17 protein-coding genes and 1 tRNA gene are annotated in these 16,418 nt (G+C 54.1%); 15 read left to right on the top strand and 3 right to left on the bottom strand.

Features of this window, described 5'->3' with window-relative positions; all coding sequences use genetic code 11:
• Positions 1-172: 172 nt before the first annotated feature.
• The 3 genes from Mal52_RS13365 (at position 173) to Mal52_RS13355 (ending at position 3,724) form a co-directional block, all read left to right on the top strand.
• Positions 173-2,080, top strand: coding sequence for a c-type cytochrome (locus Mal52_RS13365; protein ID WP_145376708.1), 1,908 nt, complete (start codon positions 173-175; stop codon positions 2,078-2,080).
• 570 nt (positions 2,081-2,650) lie between these two features.
• Positions 2,651-3,505 carry a hypothetical protein gene (locus Mal52_RS13360; protein ID WP_145376707.1) on the top strand — a complete coding sequence of 285 codons (855 nt, stop codon included), beginning with the start codon at positions 2,651-2,653 and terminating at the stop codon, positions 3,503-3,505.
• 144 nt (positions 3,506-3,649) lie between these two features.
• Positions 3,650-3,724: transfer RNA gene (locus tag Mal52_RS13355), tRNA-Pro, on the top strand.
• On the opposite strand, the gene Mal52_RS13350 is transcribed toward Mal52_RS13355, so the two are convergent.
• Both Mal52_RS13350 and Mal52_RS13345 read right to left on the bottom strand, forming a co-directional pair.
• The gene (locus tag Mal52_RS13350) at positions 3,706-5,205 is read right to left on the bottom strand and encodes a recombinase family protein (protein ID WP_145376706.1); all 1,500 of its coding nucleotides are present in this window, start codon (positions 5,203-5,205) and stop codon (positions 3,706-3,708) included. The genes Mal52_RS13355 and Mal52_RS13350 overlap by 19 nt on opposite strands.
• Positions 5,206-5,207: 2 nt before the next feature.
• Positions 5,208-5,450 carry a hypothetical protein gene (locus Mal52_RS13345; RefSeq protein ID WP_145376705.1) on the bottom strand — a complete coding sequence of 81 codons (243 nt, stop codon included), beginning with the start codon at positions 5,448-5,450 and terminating at the stop codon, positions 5,208-5,210.
• 298 nt (positions 5,451-5,748) lie between these two features.
• On the opposite strand from Mal52_RS13345, the gene Mal52_RS13340 reads away from it, so the two are divergent.
• The 11 genes from Mal52_RS13340 (at position 5,749) to Mal52_RS13305 (ending at position 14,780) form a co-directional block, all read left to right on the top strand.
• Complete coding sequence (locus Mal52_RS13340; protein ID WP_145376704.1) at positions 5,749-6,834, top strand: hypothetical protein; 1,086 nt, start codon at positions 5,749-5,751, stop codon at positions 6,832-6,834.
• Positions 6,831-8,618 (top strand): hypothetical protein, encoded by a 1,788-nt coding sequence (locus Mal52_RS13335; protein WP_145376703.1) that lies wholly within the window; start codon positions 6,831-6,833, stop codon positions 8,616-8,618. Before Mal52_RS13340 ends, Mal52_RS13335 begins: the two co-directional genes overlap by 4 nt.
• Before the next feature lie 199 nt (positions 8,619-8,817).
• Positions 8,818-8,955 (top strand): hypothetical protein, encoded by a 138-nt coding sequence (locus Mal52_RS29765; protein ID WP_197534886.1) that lies wholly within the window; start codon positions 8,818-8,820, stop codon positions 8,953-8,955.
• A 32-nt stretch (positions 8,956-8,987) separates the two neighbouring features.
• Positions 8,988-10,307, top strand: a complete 1,320-nt coding sequence (locus Mal52_RS13330; RefSeq protein ID WP_145376702.1) for a DNA modification methylase — start codon at positions 8,988-8,990, stop codon at positions 10,305-10,307.
• The gene (locus Mal52_RS13325) at positions 10,304-10,684 is read left to right on the top strand and encodes a DUF1937 family protein (RefSeq protein ID WP_145376701.1); all 381 of its coding nucleotides are present in this window, start codon (positions 10,304-10,306) and stop codon (positions 10,682-10,684) included. Before Mal52_RS13330 ends, Mal52_RS13325 begins: the two co-directional genes overlap by 4 nt.
• Complete coding sequence (locus tag Mal52_RS30505) at positions 10,681-10,872, top strand: NrdR family transcriptional regulator (RefSeq protein WP_420824943.1); 192 nt, start codon at positions 10,681-10,683, stop codon at positions 10,870-10,872. Before Mal52_RS13325 ends, Mal52_RS30505 begins: the two co-directional genes overlap by 4 nt.
• Before the next feature lie 181 nt (positions 10,873-11,053).
• On the top strand, positions 11,054-11,929 hold the full coding sequence (locus Mal52_RS13320; RefSeq protein WP_145376700.1) for a DUF6731 family protein: 876 nt from the start codon (positions 11,054-11,056) through the stop codon (positions 11,927-11,929).
• A gap of 13 nt (positions 11,930-11,942) precedes the next feature.
• Positions 11,943-12,380, top strand: a complete 438-nt coding sequence (locus Mal52_RS13315) for a hypothetical protein (protein WP_145376699.1) — start codon at positions 11,943-11,945, stop codon at positions 12,378-12,380.
• Positions 12,381-12,966: 586 nt separating this feature from the next.
• The gene (locus Mal52_RS29760) at positions 12,967-13,176 is read left to right on the top strand and encodes a hypothetical protein (RefSeq protein ID WP_197534885.1); all 210 of its coding nucleotides are present in this window, start codon (positions 12,967-12,969) and stop codon (positions 13,174-13,176) included.
• 190 nt (positions 13,177-13,366) lie between these two features.
• Complete coding sequence (locus Mal52_RS13310) at positions 13,367-14,170, top strand: MvdC/MvdD family ATP grasp protein (protein WP_197534884.1); 804 nt, start codon at positions 13,367-13,369, stop codon at positions 14,168-14,170.
• On the top strand, positions 14,163-14,780 hold the full coding sequence (locus Mal52_RS13305; RefSeq protein WP_145376697.1) for a hypothetical protein: 618 nt from the start codon (positions 14,163-14,165) through the stop codon (positions 14,778-14,780). Before Mal52_RS13310 ends, Mal52_RS13305 begins: the two co-directional genes overlap by 8 nt.
• Positions 14,781-15,008: 228 nt before the next feature.
• Here the strand turns inward: Mal52_RS13305 and Mal52_RS13300 are convergent, their stop codons facing one another.
• Complete coding sequence (locus Mal52_RS13300; protein WP_145376696.1) at positions 15,009-15,410, bottom strand: HTH domain-containing protein; 402 nt, start codon at positions 15,408-15,410, stop codon at positions 15,009-15,011.
• A 491-nt stretch (positions 15,411-15,901) separates the two neighbouring features.
• On the opposite strand from Mal52_RS13300, the gene Mal52_RS13295 reads away from it, so the two are divergent.
• Positions 15,902-16,339: an HNH endonuclease gene (locus tag Mal52_RS13295; protein WP_197534883.1), complete on the top strand. Its 438-nt coding sequence runs from the start codon at positions 15,902-15,904 to the stop codon at positions 16,337-16,339.
• The last annotated feature ends 79 nt before the right edge of the window (positions 16,340-16,418 follow it).

Here is a 16,418-nt window from a genome sequence, read left to right as displayed (position 1 = left end):
GAAACCCCGATCTCAAAACAACATCGGACACGGCCAATTCGGCATGACGTATAACAAACATCAGCCATCTCAGAAAGGCGGTTCTTTTTGCCTATCTCGGGAACATCGAGCCCGAGATTGCATCCGGATAGATCGTTCTCTGTCGCTGTTTTAACCACTGGGAATTGGTATCATGAAGTTGAACAAGGTGTCGGATGGTTTTATGCCGACCGAAACACGGCATGCCCTCATTTTTTGTGCCTCCCTTCCAAGCCCCAAAGCAGATGAAGTTGCGTATCTCATGTTGTCATCAAGATTTTCACTGATTGCCTTGGCGTCATTGATTGTAGTTTTTCAGGGCCAATCTGCCCCCTTAGCAACCGCTGCCGATCCCCCCAGCCCGGCGGCGCCGTTGATGCGATTGATCAAAAGCGGGCGGGTTCCACAAGAACGGTTGGGGAACCTCATCGAGTTGGTCTGCCAACGAGGCAATGCCGCCGATTTGTCCTATTTGTTCGAGCAAGCTGTCCTCTCGGACAAATATCCCCGCGACCTGCGGATCAAAACATTCAATTTGCTGACCGCTACCGCACACAACCGCAAAATTCAGCCGGCGGGAGATTTGGTAGGCCTCACGAACCTGATCGCGCCTGAAACTCCGAAGACCACGGATGCCGGACTGCAACTGGCGGCGATTCGACTGGCCGGTGCCTGCCGTGCGAAATCTCTCGCGAAACCGCTTGCGAAAATTGTGCTCGACAACAAAAGCCCTCTCAAAACTCGCGAGGCGGCCATCAATGCGTTGGTCGCTGTCGATCCAGATTCCGCGAAACACGCGATTGATCCGCTAATTGCCCCCGAGCAGTCATTGCCGATTCGTTCCATGGGAGTCGCGGCATTGGTGGAATTGGACGCTGAAGCAGCCGCCAGCGCCGCCGCCGAGGTGCTGGCCTCCGCCGACGAAACCCAAGATCCCGCCACGCTGCTCGACGCCTTTTTGAGCCACAAAGGGGGACCGGACCAATTGGCCGCCGCCATCGCCGGGAAAACTCTCGCCGCTGACGTCGCTAAAGTGGCGCTGCGGCACATGTACTCCGTCGGCCGGACCGATGCGGCTTTGGTTTCAGCACTCAGCAGTTCAGCCGGTTTGAGCGCCAATCCCGAACCGCTTTCACCCGAACAAGTCAAAGCGCTGGCGGCCGAAGTACTGGCAGAAGGTGACGCCCAGCGTGGCGAAGCGGTCTTTCGTCGGGCGGATGTGAGTTGTATGAAGTGCCATTCAGTCAGCAAAGCCGGCGGGCAAGTCGGTCCCGACCTCAGCGCCGTGGGGAGCAGTTCACCGGTCGAATACCTGATCAATTCAATCATGCAGCCGAATCAGGCAATCAAAGAGGCCTATTTGACCCGCGTGGTGGTCACAGATGCGGGCAAAGTGCATCAAGGAATCGTCGTCGACCGCAACGACCAAAGGCTGATTCTCAAAGACGCAACCAGCCGGCAGATCGAAATCCCCATCACCGACATCGATGAGGAGTTCGAAGGGGAGTCGCTGATGCCCCAAGGGCTGACCAAGTTCCTCACGCATGCAGAAATCGTCGACCTGGTGCGTTTCCTCGCCGAATTGGGCAAGGACGGCCCGCTGGCTGTGCGGAAAACTCCGACGATCCAGCGATGGCGCGTCCTGCGGCAATTGCCCGACAGCATTGCTGCGGAATCCGTTGATGCGGATCTACTACGCGAGGAGACTTTAGCACTCGGCGATGACGCCTGGGTTTCGGTCTATGCCAAAGTGGCCGGTGGTTTGCCCATAGCCGACGCCCGCAAAGCCGCCCCCGCTCCGCTGGTGTACTTGCGAGCAGAGGTGGACGTGACGGTTGGCGGCGAAGTCGGTTTTGAGATCAAAGCTCCGCTCCCCATCCAAGCAGCAGTCGACGACCAGCCACTCAAAGCCGACGGGCGTTTCATTATCGAACTCGCGCCGGGACGACACGTATTGAACCTCTTCGTCGACACCTCAAAGAGCAGTGAAGGTGACGTGCAGGCCGAATTGTTTCGCGTCAAAGGCTCCCCAGCGCAATTCGAAGTTGTTGGCGGCCAATAAATATCACGACATGAAGTATCTGGTCTTGGGGTGCCATCCGCATTCTCAAATCTGATGATGCAATTCCCGCGGATTGGGATTCGCTGCAGGGGCTATCCCTTAGGCGATGATTGCCGGGCAAGTTTCCTCAAAACCGGTCTGGATCGAAGCCGGGACTCCTGCTAGAATCCGCCTCCCCACTCTCAGTGGCATCCCCTCAAGTCATTTCTGTCAATTGATTTACGATTAATTTGCCTTGTCGAGGCATCAGTCACACCGAGGAATTCCTCACGCAGTGGCTGAGATTTCGAACCATAGAATTCCCGCGGGCCGCAGGGAAGGATCCCCAGACACATGCATCGGATAGCGACAAAGCTGCTCACGGCGACGATAGCGCTCATGTTTTTTGCCAGCGGGGCACTCACTGCGCACGCCCAACAAACCACGACGCCGCGTAGCACTCCCACGACTCAGCCGCGCGGGACAACAAAACGACCGGCAACGCGCCGACCGGCCACCCGAAAACCGACAAGCAAGGTCCAGCAAGCAGCCGCAAAAGGCCGCGTTGCCCGCCCACGCAAAAACGCGGTCATGAAGGCGCAAAAACTGCCGCCCGCGATGCTGAAATTCCTCAAAGACTGGGAAATAAATACTGCCAACCACAATCGTTTGACGGCGAAAATTGAGAAATATGAATATGACCATACGTTCTTCACCGAAAAACGCGGGTTAGGTGAAATCAAATATGAAAAGCCCGGCAAAGCCCTGCTCAAACTAACGCCTCAGAATACTAAAGACCAGGATTCCAGGTTAAAAGACCCCAAAGGGAAACCGTATGCATTAGAGGGTATCACTCCGGAACGCTGGGTTTCAACAGGCAAAGAAATCATCCAAATTGACGATAAAGCAAAAACATATAAGGTCGTGTTGATTCCGCCCGACATGCAAGGAGAGCGTCTGAACGAAGGCCCGATCCCTTTTTTGTTTGGCATGAAAGCTGAAGAGGCTCAACGACGTTATCATTTTTATCAACGAAAACAGAACCCAAGATATCCAAAGTCTTTTTCATTTCGCGCTGTGCCTCAGCGGCGAGTTGACCTTCAGGAATACAAGTACGCTGATGTGATATTGGACATAGAAAATTACGTTCCCATTGCAATTAAATTGACAGCTCCTACCGGGAAGGCAGAAACGGTCTATCTTTTTAAACCCGAAGCGACCAAAGTGAATCCCAAGAAAGCGTTTTGGAATTTGGGTCGCGGCCCGTTCATCGATCCCGATGTCAAGGGTTACAAATTGGTAGGCAACCCCGGCGTCCAGGCAGTTCCTGGCGGCGGACGGCCGACCGCCGACATGCAACCGGGTGATGCCCGCCCACAAGCCAACGAGCCGCAACCAGCAGGTCGTATTAAAATTTCCGGCGACAAGAATCCCACTCGCAAGTAGCGAATCCAAGCTTTCGCGGGTGCGGAAAATCTGGCGACGGGTAAAATCCGCGACGAAGACTTGCAAAAAGTCTGTGAAACCAATATCAACGTTTTTGTAAGGCCGGTTGTTTTCGACAGTGTTGTTGACGGGAACTTCTAACCACGGGGTGTGGCTCAGCTTGGCTAGAGCGCTGCGTTCGGGACGCAGAGGTCGCAGGTTCAAATCCTGTCACCCCGACTATTCTCTAAATCCGGCCTTTCGGCGAGTGTGTCGAAGGGCTTTCTCTTTTCCAGGACTAGGTTTACGTCGCTCACAACCCGGTTCAAACAAACCGCGTCGAGTATATCGCGCCTGACGGTATTGTTTGAACCGCGCCAGATTTCCGCCGCCTTTTGCGTCCAATCGAAGAGCGTGACCGCTAGTTCGCCACGGGCCGGGTCGACGTCGCCTAGTTTGTCCAACGACTCGTCCGCGCTGGCTGTTTCGGCCTTCAGCTCGTTGGATTTGGCCTTATACGCCTCCTCGTCGATCGTGCCCGCGAGATAGGCGTTCAGAAGACGGTCCTGCATGTTCGCCAACTCGGTCTTCCGCTTGGCAAATGATGTGGCTTGTTGACGCCGGTAGCCCGTCAAGTCGTGCACGGCAGCCCAAAGCTCCTTGCGGAACCAATCGGCAACCTCGAGCGTGGGCATCCGCATCTTCTCCAGGTCCTCAGCGATCGCCTCCTCTAAATCCCGAGCTTTCCAACGAACCTTGGGGTGATCGGGGCCACGATTGTTGTTGCAGCACCGGTAATAGATGTGTTCGCGGATTCCACCCCCTTTAAGCTTTCGTCGAATGCGTTCTCCGGTAATCGATTGGCCACAGTATTCACAGCGGAACAATCCACCGGCTAACGGCAGGTGATAAGTTCCCGTTCGCCGCTTTCGACCGCTCAAGATGTCCTGACACGCATCGAACGTCGCGCGATGGATGACTCGCTGATAGCGTCCCTCGAAGACATGGCCGTTCCGGTGTAACTCACCGATATAGAAACGGTTATTAAGAATGTGGGACAGGGCCGTCCGGTTAAAACGAGATTGGCTGTCGCGGAATTCATGACCTTCGCTGGCGAGTCGGTCAGCAAGGCTTTTGAAAGTATGGCTGCCTGACGAATAGAGGTCGAATATACGAATTAGCGTTTTGGACTTCTCCGGATGTGGTACGATTGGTTCATCGCGGTCATCAACATTGATGTACCCGTAGGGTGCCAATCCCGTGGGCCAGCCCTGTCGCACTTTTTCATCGAGCCCCTTAATTACTTCTTCGCGCAGATTATCACTGTAATACTGAGCGACTGCTGCCATCACGTTAAACGAAAAAGTCCCAGCAGCGCCTGGACCGAATTCGTTTTCAACAAAAGAAAGTTGTACGCCGCATGCGTCCTCCAGTTCCTGCAGGCGGACCGCGTCGCGCATATTGCGACAAGCTCGATCTAACTTGTGGCAGAGGATCGCTTTGATCTTCTCTCGCTTAGCGTTCTTGGCCAACCACCGCAGCATCTCATTGAAGATCTTTCGTTCGGCACCGCGCTTGGCCGATTCGTCGAGTTCAAATTCCCGGACGACATTCCACCCCAACCGCTGTGCCTTCTCGCGCGTTACTCGCAATTGGGCATCGATCGAGTATCCCTCTTTTTGTTCGCGGGACGAGACCCGCGTCCAAATTACCACATTCATGATTACGTCTCCTCTTCGGCACTCAAAAACACTTCTGCCAACCGTCGGGCGCTCATCAGAATTTCCACTGCTTCGTCTTGACTGATCACACGGCCATAGGCCTTGGACCAGACGCGACGGGCCTCGGCGATCCGTTCGTCCGACAACCACTGCGTCGACAACGGGCGCACGCCGCCCGAGTCGGTCTCGGGTCCAGTGTGCCGGTTTGGCGGTAGAAATCCAGGCATGTGAGGCGAAGAGGGCACGAAATCTATTCTTGGAAAGTCATCATGTGGTGCCGGCCCACGGACTCGGCATCTGCAACCATTCTTCGCTTCATTTCGTCTGAAGACCGCCCCCTAAAGGCAAAAACGGCGAAACTCATATGTGGCGCATGTCCCCGTAAATTCGCGCATGTGTGGCGCATGTCCCGCGCATATGCGGCGCATATGAGTTTGCAATAGCGACTTATCCAAACGCACCTTTCTGCGTAGCATTCGGGCGAACGGAAACAGCCCCGAATGAATCGGGGGTGGCAATTGCAATCTTGGAGAGAGGTACGACGTGGTAAGTCCCGCCGACAACTGGATGCGTGTTTCGCACGGTGATCCCTGCCCCGTTTGCGGCAAACCGGACAACTGTTCGGTTTCCAACGACCGGAAGGTGGTCTGGTGCGGGCGCGTCTCCGACGGTGCGCTGCGCGTGAATGCCGGTGGGCAATATCTACACCGCTTGGATGACGATCCGTATGACCGGAATCCGCCACCTCCAGTGCGTATACGGCCATCGACTCGTTCGACTTCGCCGACACAGGACTGGCCCGCATTGGTGGACCGGTTCGCCAATGGTGCTGAAGAACATCGTCAGCGGTTGGCCGGCGAATTGGGCGTCTCCGCTACGGCACTTGCTGCCCTCGGCGTCGGTTGGAACGTCGAACGTTTCTGTTGGACTTTCCCTGAACAGGATGCGAGCGGTCAAATTATTGGGATCGCCACGCGGCGACGGGACGGCTCGAAAATTCGCATGAAGGGTGGACACACGGGGCTGACGTACGCGGCCGACTGGGATGCCGGTGCAGGCCCGATTCTGTTGGTTGAAGGCGGAAGCGACACTGCAGCGCTTTTGACGATTGGGCTTAGCACCTTGGGGCGGCCGTCCAATTGTGGTGGTGTGGATCATCTGGTTGGCATGTTGTCCGGGGTTGATCACAACCGTGAGATCATCGTCATCGGAGAGCGGGACGAGAAACCAGATGGCAAATGGCCAGGCCGTGACGGTGCGGTTCGCACTGCCAAACGTCTCGCCGAAGAACTCGAACAACCAATCGCCTGGGCACTGCCGCCAGATAACGCCAAGGATGCGCGCGGTTGGCTGAATGTGATGCCCAAACTTCCCGCCGATCGATTGGCGGACCTATTCGTTTCCGGTTTGGAAACGACGGTGATCAGTCCACCGATCGTCATCCGGCCGCCGAAACCGACCGGACCGGCGGTGGCGGTCGACGATTGGCGCGATCAGATGCTGCAAGTCCGGCTCCACTCGCTCGGTTGTCCGGGTGTGTACATCGACGCCAGTACAACAGGGGCAGGAAAGTCGCATGTCGACTTGGCCGTCATACTCTGGGCGTTGCGACGGAGGAACGCCGTATGAGGTCGCTACTTATTTATCCAACTCACGAAAATTGTGACGAGGTGCGCGAGCAATACGAGCGAAACGACATCATTGCCGCCTGTTATCCGCCGCGTATGACCGAAGACACGGGCGAGCGCCCACAGAATTGCTGGAACGACAACTCCAACATTGCCGAGGGGATGGGCCTGTCGGTCGTCCAAGCCGTCTGCCCGGCTTGCGAGTTTCGCAAAAAATGTCGCGAGTCGGGATATTTGGGCCTGTTAATGACGGTAGCAGATGCCCACGTGGCAATTGCGACGCACAAGCGAGCGGAATACACCGGCCTCGCGGAATTATCGCAAAGCCGTGAGTACCTTTCGATTCATGAAGATGCGATCAGCTTGCTGAGGCCGCCGGCCGAGATCAGTCTCTGTGACATCGTTCAGGCACGGTTGTTGATTCAAGACTACATTCTCAATGATCCGGCATCCCTCAATTGGTTTGGCGATGCGACCCGTGTCGACGACGATGGCAATCGGTACCAGGATGAGGAACTGGCCATCCGCCGGGAACGCCAATACGTGTATTTCCGGCTGATGTCAGGGCTTTTGGAGCATTTATTCCAGGCGATTGAAGCTGCCGACCAGACGGTTGAATGGTCGCCTCCGGAGACAGCCAGAGTTCCCGCCGGTTTCGAACGCACGCTGTTCTTTAGCATCCGCCGCGCGAACATCGATTTCCGGGATCAGCCGTGGCGGTTCTTGCTGACAGCCGCTGCGGGCAAACTCCATTTGGCGGCAATCATTGTTGAGCGGCGATTTCACAAGGGAGGCGGACAGGGGAATGCGTATCTGAAGAAATCGGTCGTCGGCGTGATCGATAATCCGCCGCCGATGAATTGCGTGGTATGGATCAATGACGCTACGGCCGACACCGAACACGTCGAAGCGATCGTTGGCCACGCGGTTCACCAAGCCACACCAGACGGACACATCGAACTCCGCAAGAAGGCGGTACAAATCCCGCGCGACATTACCCGGCGGACCTCCGCCAAGACCGTTCGCGGCCTGATTCGCGGAGTAATGGCCGACCGACCGCAGTTCCGCCGCATTGGCATAATTGGCCACAGTACACACATGTCGGCCCTGAAGAAGTTGGGGGCCGGTTTCGATGAGCGAATCGCCAAGATCAGTTATTTCGGGAGTGGCGAGGAACGATCATCCAATGATTGGCACCACAAATGCGATCTGATCATCGTGGCTGGAACGCCGCGGATTCCGCCTGCGGCAATCGCCAAACATCTCGTGCAAATCGGCGAAATGAGTGCCGCTACCTGCGAACCGGAATGGGGTGTTATCTACTGGCACGGCGAGACCGAGTCGCAGGAACCCACGAAAGTGAATTCGCGCGGCTACAAGAATGAGGCGTGGCGACGCGCCCACCAAGATCTCGTCCGCGCTCAGATCGTGCAGGCCACCGGTCGGGGCCGCGGCATCCTGGAAACCGGGTGTGAAGTCCTCGTCCTCTCCGATGAGGAGTGTGGTCTGCCCCTTTCGGATACCGGAGTCGAAATCCTCAACGATGCCAGTGTTGCGATATTGAACGCGCTCCAGAAATTAACGGCGGTTTTCCCTAATAATATCTATTTAGGAAAAACCGCCGTTAGCACATCACAGCTTGCCACCACGGTCAATATGAAGCCGCGACGCGTCCGCGAGTACCTCAACGACCTCGAACGCCGTGGCCTCGTGCAAAAGATCGGCGAACGCTCCGGTTGGCGGCTTGTGATCAATTCCGCCGAGGAGGTCGCGCCATGTCCGTGACTTCACCGCTGAATATGCTTTCCGCCAATGACATTGTTCGGCTGGTTGCTCCAGTGACACCTAGGTGGGGCTGCCACAGAAATGCCAATAGGTACTTTGGGGCGATCTGTTCAAGGTGCCCCCCGCGAAAACAGTCGCGCTATTAATGACAGTTTGTTTTGGTTGTCCGAATCACCTTAACCCTTTGGCATGACACAAGATGCTGGCTGAAACATGGAAGGCCAACGATGAAATCCGCGACAGGCATGACGAAACGAAACTCAAGTCGCAGCATGTGCGTCCGGTGCTCATCGAGAATTGGCGGTTGCAGACCGATGCTGTGAAACTGCTCGGTTGAGGTAACAGATTATTTAAGGATTGCGAGACCTCATGAAAATTGAAATGCGGAAACTGGCGGACATCAGACAATACGCGAACAATCCCCGGATCAACGATGGCGCAATCGATGCCGTTGCACGATCGATTCAGGAATTCGGTTTCCGCCAACCGGTTGTCGTCGATGACGAAGGTGTGATTATCGTTGGGCACACGAGATACAAAGCCGCCCAGAAGCTAGGGCTGGAAGTCGTTCCGGTGCACGTCGCGAATGGACTGACGCCGGCGCAGGTCAAGGCCTACCGCTTGGCCGACAACAAGACGTCGGAATTGGCGGAATGGGACTTCGACCTGCTCCCCATCGAACTGGCAGACCTGCAGGGAATGGAATTTGACCTCGACTTGCTCGGGTTTTCGCAAGACGATCTCGTAGAAATTCTCGATCCTGGTGCGAAGGAGGGACTAACTGACCCCGATGACGTGCCGGAACCTCCGGATGAGGCCGTCTCACAGCCGGGCGACTTGTGGCTTCTTGGCGACCATCGCTTGCTGTGCGGTGACAGCAGCAACCCGCAGGATGTGGATCGGTTACTAGACGGCGCCGTGATTCAATTGGTGAATACTGATCCGCCGTACAACGTCAAAGTTGAGCCGCGCTCTAATAATGCGATCGCCGCTGGCAACAGCAGCTTTGCAAAAACCAACAAGCACCATCAGAAATTCGACCTGGAACGTCACCCGGAGAAGGCGAAGGCGACGCACAAAAAAATGCGAGCCAAGGATCGACCGCTGGAAAACGACTTCGTATCCGACGAAGAATTCGACCGGCTGCTCGATGCGTGGTTCGGTAATGCGGCCCGCGTGTTGGTACCGGGTCGCGGGTTTTACATTTGGGGCGGCTATGCCAACTGCGCGAACTATCCGCCATTTCTGAAGAAGCATGGATTGTATTTCTCACAGGCCATCATCTGGGACAAGCAGCATCCGGTTTTGACAAGAAAAGATTTCATGGGGGCTCATGAATGGTGTTTCTACGGTTGGAAGGAGGGCGCGGCTCACAAGTTCTTCGGCCCCAACAATGCGACCGATCTGTGGGCTGTCAAGAAGGTCAATCCGCAGAGCATGATTCATTTGACGGAGAAGCCGGTCGAGCTGGCAGTTAGGGCGATTCAGTACTCATCGCGATCAGGTGAAAACGTGCTCGACCTGTTCGGTGGTAGCGGCTCCACACTCATTGGGTGCGAACAGACGGGCCGCAAGGCTTACTTGATGGAACTGGACCCACCGTACTGCGACGTGATCGTCCAGCGTTGGGAACAATTCACGGGGCGGAAGGCGGAGCGGGTGGCGGCTTTGCAGGAGGCATCGGCATGATCTATTTGGCCAGCCCGTATTCACATCCGGACGCGATTGTCCGAGAGCGCCGGTTTCGTGCGGCCTGCCGCGTGGCGGCGAGATTGATTCGCGCTGGTGAAGTGGTGTTTTCGCCGGTGGCACATGGGCACGCAATTTCGTTGTACGGCGTGCCGACGGATTGGTCGTTTTGGGAAGCCCACGACCGCCGGTTCTTGGAACAGTGCGATGAGGTGGTGGTGCTCATGTTGGACGGCTGGCAGGAAAGCCGCGGTGTGCAGGCGGAATTGGTTTTGGCGAACGATCTGGGCAAATCGGTGCGGTATGTCAATGTCGGGCAGCGCGTCGGCATGGCATTGAGTCCAGACGAAATCGTAAGGGAGGCGGAACGACAATGATCGAACGTCAAAAATGCGACGACAGATTGGTCCACCAGCGTGGCTTGCAGTGCGGTGCCTGCGGCCATCGGCGCTTGCGAGTGATCTATACGCGGGCCGCGAAAGGCGGCAAATTGGTGCGGCGGCGGGAGTGCCGGAAGTGTGGGGAGCGGATTACGACTTGGGAGTGCGTAATTGGAAATCCCTAAGGCTGAAATGTGCGTGTGCGGCTCCCTGATCTTGAGGGCAGTGTGAAATGCAAACGCGCCTCCACGGATTTTCTAGCGGGATTAACATGATTGCAATACTTCCCAGAAAAAAAGGGATATCTCTTCGTTCCGACGATATACTGCCAGTTGCGTTGGTCAACTTTGTCTCTGGGGGTAAATCATGTCGAAAAGCGTTGCAATCGACTTTTTTAAGGTGGAATGCAGTGACGGAAAAGAGTTTGCAGAAGTTCTCAAGGAAGCGAAAAAGGTTAAGAGGGTAAAAAGAACATTTGGCGTGTTGGGGAAATACCTACGATTGCACGAACTTTCAAAGTCTTCTGGCGTGTGGCGGGGAGAGACCATCAACATACGAATGGATGCAATGCCATCAAAGGCAAGCCTATCAGGGGATTTAGATGCTTTCGAACTTGATCCTGATGAGGGTGTTGGAGAAGAGACGGCATTCGAATATCACCCGGATTTGAATGTGCTTGTTCTTCAGCGGAATAGGCACGGCGTTACAATGACGAGTTTCTGTCGACTATTTGAGCATGCCTCCAGAATCGAGTATGTCGAATTGCAGCCGATACTCCAGAAACATGCGATGAAAAGGTTTCTAGCCATGCAGCATATCCGCTCTCTGGAAATTAGCATTGCCGGTGCAAATAATCCCTCGATCGTTGAGGACGCATCATTGACCGATACTAAATTCATTGATGCGATGAGAATCCTAGATGGACCTTCAGTGCAGTTGTCTGTGTCGATGGGATATGAACGATCTGGCTCCCTCTCGGCATCTGGTGTCTTTCAGTTCATTAAAGGATTGATTAATAGAGGAACAGAAGGCGATGTGGAACTCAGAAAGCTGAGGGTTTCTGGGGCAAAAGACCAAAGCGATCCATTGGAGGTAATTGACCTTATTAAGGATCGCATCGTGGAAATGGCTGAAATCACACTAGACGATGATCGGAGGCTACCTTATGAAGAACGTCGCGATGCGTTATCCCAGGCTTGGCAGAATCGCAAGTCGGAAATCAATAGCATTCTGGGGAAATAACAGAGCATTGAAAATGAAAGTGTTTCTGGAAAAACATCTGCCAATTCTCCTCGGAATTGTGGTTTCTATCACTCACTATGTGTTCTGCGCAGGATTTAGACCTCCCAACACTTCCGTCGAATTGTTGGGTGCCGTGATCAGTGTTTCCGGGATCGCGGTGGGATTTTTGGCGGCTGCCCAGTCTATACTCTTGTCGATTGAAGACAGCAAGATCATCCAGCACCTTCGTAAGACGGACCGTTACGAGTCGGTGATGGACAAGATCGATTTTGCAATGATGTCTTCTTTCGTTATGGCTATCGTGAGCGGGCTTGGGTTGCTGAAAGACTTTTCCAATGAGCAATGGCCGCATTGGGCTGTTTCACTCTGGATGGGATTACTGGCGTGTACCGTAGTTAGCTGTTGGAGCGTTATACGCATCTTTAAGAAACTTCTTCGTTTCCCACGTTAGTGGATCGCGTCAACTGCAGGCCCAATTGAATACAAATTAACATAGAGCGTTGGGCAAGTGTCGCGTCATCGACTCTAAAGGGAGCATCTGACTCGTGTAAATCCGTCCTGGGCGCCGGCTCCGACGAGAGATACATTTGCTCCTCGATTAAGGGTTTCGGTATACTTGAATACGAAGGATTGACTGGGACGTAACAGCCACCATGGGCGAACGTGCATTTTGCTTGTACAAGTGTAGTTGTCGCGTTTGCTTCACTGTGTGAAGAAGTAGAGGTACATCTGCAAGTAGTTTCTGAGGTAATCTTCGCCTATCTCCATTCGCCGAATTCATGTCGGCGCGTAGCATCGGTGTTCAAACAAACTGTTATCCTCAATTCCCCACGAATAGGGGGTGGGCCATATTGCGGATCGTACAATGAGTTAACCCCGGAAGAAATACGATCGTTATTGCCTTGATGTAAATTTGGGTTTACCTGCATTTTTTAAACGACATTATCTGTCGATTCACAGCGACTTAGCAAGACTTGACGGTCATATCGTTCGACCAATAACCCGCTTTTGAGCAATTGAGAGAGAAGGAAAACGTAATGAGCAATGAGCATCCGCTAATCCAACGTGCACATTGGTATTCGCGACAGGATGTAAATTTGACTCCTGATGGCTGCAAATACGACGATAATATTGGAGCGTGGACAGTTATCGCAAGCGGTGACCTATGGGTTGAAACCCCCGGCCGCGAAGGCCCACAAACAAAAAAACAGGATATTGAAACCGGCGAAGACCAGAAAGGCGAGTAGAATAACCGTGACATCAACAGTGTTTAGCGAAAGGCATCCGGAAGTACTTTTATTATCGAGCCGGTATGACCTCACATGTGACTTTATTGTGACACAGTTGCGGCGGAGAGGAATTGAATATCTTCGGGTAAATTCAGAGGATTTGTCGAAGTCATTAATTGAATTAGACCCGTTGGCAAGGCGTCTTACGATGACTATCGGACGTCAAAGACATTGTGTTACCCCTGCATGCTTGCGGTCTGTATTCTTTCGTCGACCAGTATTTCTCCGCGACTATGGGGATGACTCCCAGTCTCCTGATGAGCGATTTTCTCGCATTCAATGGGCGGCTTTTTTGCGAAATTTAATGCTTTTCAGGGAGGCTTGCTGGGTAAACGATCCGACGGCGACGTACAAAGCCGAACACAAGGCTGTGCAACTCTCCCTTGCAGCGGAAATCGGATTTTCGGTTCCAGACACACGCATAACTAATTCACCGCATCCAAATTGTTTGGGTAACGACTGTGACGAAGTAGCTGTCAAAGGGTTGGACACGGTGTTGTTACGCTATGGTGGTCGTGAAATGTTCGGCTTTACAACGTTTTGCTCACGACATGAGTTGGAACCACTCGTTTGGCAATCTGCACCAGCAACAATACAGGCTGCGTTAATCGACAAAGTGGATATTCGTGTGACTGTCGTTGAAGACCAAGTGTTTGCCGCGAGTATTACCACAGGTGGCAAGCCAGTTTCCGGCGATTGGCGATGTAATAAACGTGATGTTGAATTCAAAAATATAGAACTGCCGTCGCCGACAGAGACATTGTGCCGCGAAATCGTTCGAAAATTGGGATTGCGTTTTGGAGGTGTTGACCTCGCACTGTGTGACGGGAAATACTTTTTCCTCGAGATTAACCCGACGGGCGAATGGGCATGGCTTGTTGATTCTGCTGGCCTTCCGATAGATGAAGCGATCGCAGATGTTCTTGCAAGAGAGGTGCATTCGGATGTCTAGCAGGTTTTTTCTGTTCTTCGACAACATTCTATTCGGATCTTTGGTGACGTTGTGTTTTGCGAATGAAAATATACGTATTAAGATCGCCAATTGCGCAGTTGATCAGTATGAGTGCGACGACCGACTGCGGCATTCGATAAAGGGTCTAGAGAAAATGTTGTCGACATCTCTGCGGCGTGTCGAACATATTGAAAATAAGGCCATGGGGACTTTGTTAGGTTTGTCAGTTGCGATTGCAGTATTTGTAGCGACAACTGGTATTTTAGGAAAGAACGGATTACTCGCAGATGCAGGGCCGGTCCTCCGTAACGCGGCATCATTCTTTTCGCTAGTCGCGATATTTTATTTGTTTGGTAGCGGGTTTCTTGCGCTCAGTGCATACAAAGTAGGGCAGGTATACAGTCCGACATTACGGGATCGATCTCCGATTATTGAGAAGAAGAAGGAAAAGATGACGATACTATTTTGTATCGAACAAAATAGGTTGGTGGGAACGTCACGTTCTAATTTGTTGTCAGCATCGTTCACCTTTCTTCGCAATGGACTTGTCGGTGTGCTAGCACTCGGCGTTTTGGTCGTCCTCAGCGAAGTTGTCCATTCAATGCAATGAATGGTTGCCTCGTACGGCTGCGGTGTAGCTGGTGCGGAGCTAAGGAGTTTCATACTACGCTACAGGTTGTCAAAAGTGATCACGTCACTTGCCTTGGGCAGCGAGCATTTGTCGGCAACCTTCCTTGCGGCCAATTATGCTGGGTGCTGGCGAATCCCACCACCTAAAAGAAAACGCCCCGACGTGGCGAACGTGGGGCGTTTGTCGCGGCTTGGGCCGAGAGCGGGGCTATTTGTTGAGCGTGAAGTGCCCGCGGTCAGTCTTAATAAATCGGGCCTCTTTCCCCTTGGCTTGGATCTCGCGGAGGATAGCGGCGTAAATCGTGGCGTGCGGTGTCCGGCCGCCGGGGCTCGTCCAGTAGCCTTTGGTGGCCATGCGTTCGATCATCGTCTTGGCGTTGAGCGGCTCCTTCGATTCGCCGAGGACCTTCGCCGCCGCATCGAGGGCGCTCAGTTTTTTCCCGGTCGTTTTGGCAGCGACCTTCTTGGTGGCGGGTTTCTTGGCGGCGGGTTTCTTCGTGGCCGGTTTCTTCGTGGCCGGTTTTGTTACGGCCTTCTTCGCCGTTGCTGGTTTCCGCCTCGTGCTCTTCTTGGCGGTTGCCTTCTTCGTCGTGGTTTTTTTCGTAGCCATCGTGTCGTCCTTTTCATAGTTCGGGGTTCGTGTCTGTCCGGCAGCCAACGCGACTACCGACAGGACAGTCAGTTACCTCGATCCGGAATGGACATCCAGCCACATCTGGTAAGATTCGACAGGATTTCATAGAAAAGAATTCGGGGCGAACACGGGCCCCACGGCGTTACCAATCACGCAGGATTGAGCAATGGCGAACGTTACCAACGACGACGCCCCACGTGGCCTCACGTGCCCCCGGTGCGGTAGAGGGCATTTCTTTACGACCAATACCGAACCGCTACTCAACGGGCGGATACGTCGCCGCAAGCGTTGCCGTAGTTGCAGGAGGAAAATCGTCACGTTGGAGTTGGAGAACGAAAGTTTTTCTGTGGCCGAACGCTAGATACGGAATGATTTTGGGCGTGGGCTGTGATTGGCAGCGATTCGGTCTTTATCCACGTGGCACGCCGCATAGAATGTCTGCAATGGTTTCTACGGAGGACGTTCGCATGCCCGCAAAGCTTAAAACCCGCTGCAGCCATCCCGGTTGTCCCAACACGACGCGGGACCGGTTCTGCGACGAACACCGCCACGAAGCATCTCACCGTTGGTCGGACGAACGGCGTAGCACACCGGCGCAGCGTGGCTACGACGAACGTTGGCGGAAGGTGCGACGCATTCATATCAAACGGCATCCCTACTGCGAGGACTGCCTCGACGAGGGGGTGGTCAATACGCGGAACCTAGAAGTCGATCACATCATTCCCATCGAGGTACGCCCCGACCTGCGACTCGATCTCGACAACCTGCGGACGCGTTGCCGTCGGCATCACAAGTTGAAAACGGATGAGGACAAACGGAAGTATGCGGCCGGGGCCACCGCGCCGAATGCTGACCGGGTCGCTGCCGGTGGAAAGATGACCGGGTCCCTAAGGGGGGTACCTTAGATCCCTAAGGACTCAACCCCCCATACCACATCGCCAACGATGCGTGTTTTTCCGCGAAATTAGAGACCGGGGGGTGTGA

Source organism: Symmachiella dynata (assembly GCF_007747995.1).
In the GTDB taxonomy this organism is placed as follows: domain Bacteria; phylum Planctomycetota; class Planctomycetia; order Planctomycetales; family Planctomycetaceae; genus Symmachiella; species Symmachiella dynata.
The sequence above is the reverse complement of the archived record's forward strand: the minus strand, read 5'-3'. Positions and strand labels throughout refer to the sequence as shown.

Coding starts and splice junctions, on each gene's coding strand:
- Mal52_RS29765 (WP_197534886.1), top strand. CDS start 8,818: ATGCTGGCTGAAACATGGAAGGCCAACGATGAAATCCGCGACAGGCAT.
- Mal52_RS29760 (WP_197534885.1), top strand. CDS start 12,967: ATGAGCAATGAGCATCCGCTAATCCAACGTGCACATTGGTATTCGCGA.
- Mal52_RS13360 (WP_145376707.1), top strand. CDS start 2,651: ATGAAGGCGCAAAAACTGCCGCCCGCGATGCTGAAATTCCTCAAAGAC.
- Mal52_RS13300 (WP_145376696.1), bottom strand. CDS start 15,410: ATGGCTACGAAAAAAACCACGACGAAGAAGGCAACCGCCAAGAAGAGC.
- Mal52_RS13295 (WP_197534883.1), top strand. CDS start 15,902: ATGCCCGCAAAGCTTAAAACCCGCTGCAGCCATCCCGGTTGTCCCAAC.
- Mal52_RS13310 (WP_197534884.1), top strand. CDS start 13,367: ATGACTATCGGACGTCAAAGACATTGTGTTACCCCTGCATGCTTGCGG.
- Mal52_RS13350 (WP_145376706.1), bottom strand. CDS start 5,205: ATGAATGTGGTAATTTGGACGCGGGTCTCGTCCCGCGAACAAAAAGAG.
- Mal52_RS30505 (WP_420824943.1), top strand. CDS start 10,681: ATGATCGAACGTCAAAAATGCGACGACAGATTGGTCCACCAGCGTGGC.
- Mal52_RS13305 (WP_145376697.1), top strand. CDS start 14,163: ATGTCTAGCAGGTTTTTTCTGTTCTTCGACAACATTCTATTCGGATCT.
- Mal52_RS13320 (WP_145376700.1), top strand. CDS start 11,054: ATGTCGAAAAGCGTTGCAATCGACTTTTTTAAGGTGGAATGCAGTGAC.
- Mal52_RS13325 (WP_145376701.1), top strand. CDS start 10,304: ATGATCTATTTGGCCAGCCCGTATTCACATCCGGACGCGATTGTCCGA.
- Mal52_RS13335 (WP_145376703.1), top strand. CDS start 6,831: ATGAGGTCGCTACTTATTTATCCAACTCACGAAAATTGTGACGAGGTG.
- Mal52_RS13365 (WP_145376708.1), top strand. CDS start 173: ATGAAGTTGAACAAGGTGTCGGATGGTTTTATGCCGACCGAAACACGG.
- Mal52_RS13315 (WP_145376699.1), top strand. CDS start 11,943: ATGAAAGTGTTTCTGGAAAAACATCTGCCAATTCTCCTCGGAATTGTG.
- Mal52_RS13330 (WP_145376702.1), top strand. CDS start 8,988: ATGAAAATTGAAATGCGGAAACTGGCGGACATCAGACAATACGCGAAC.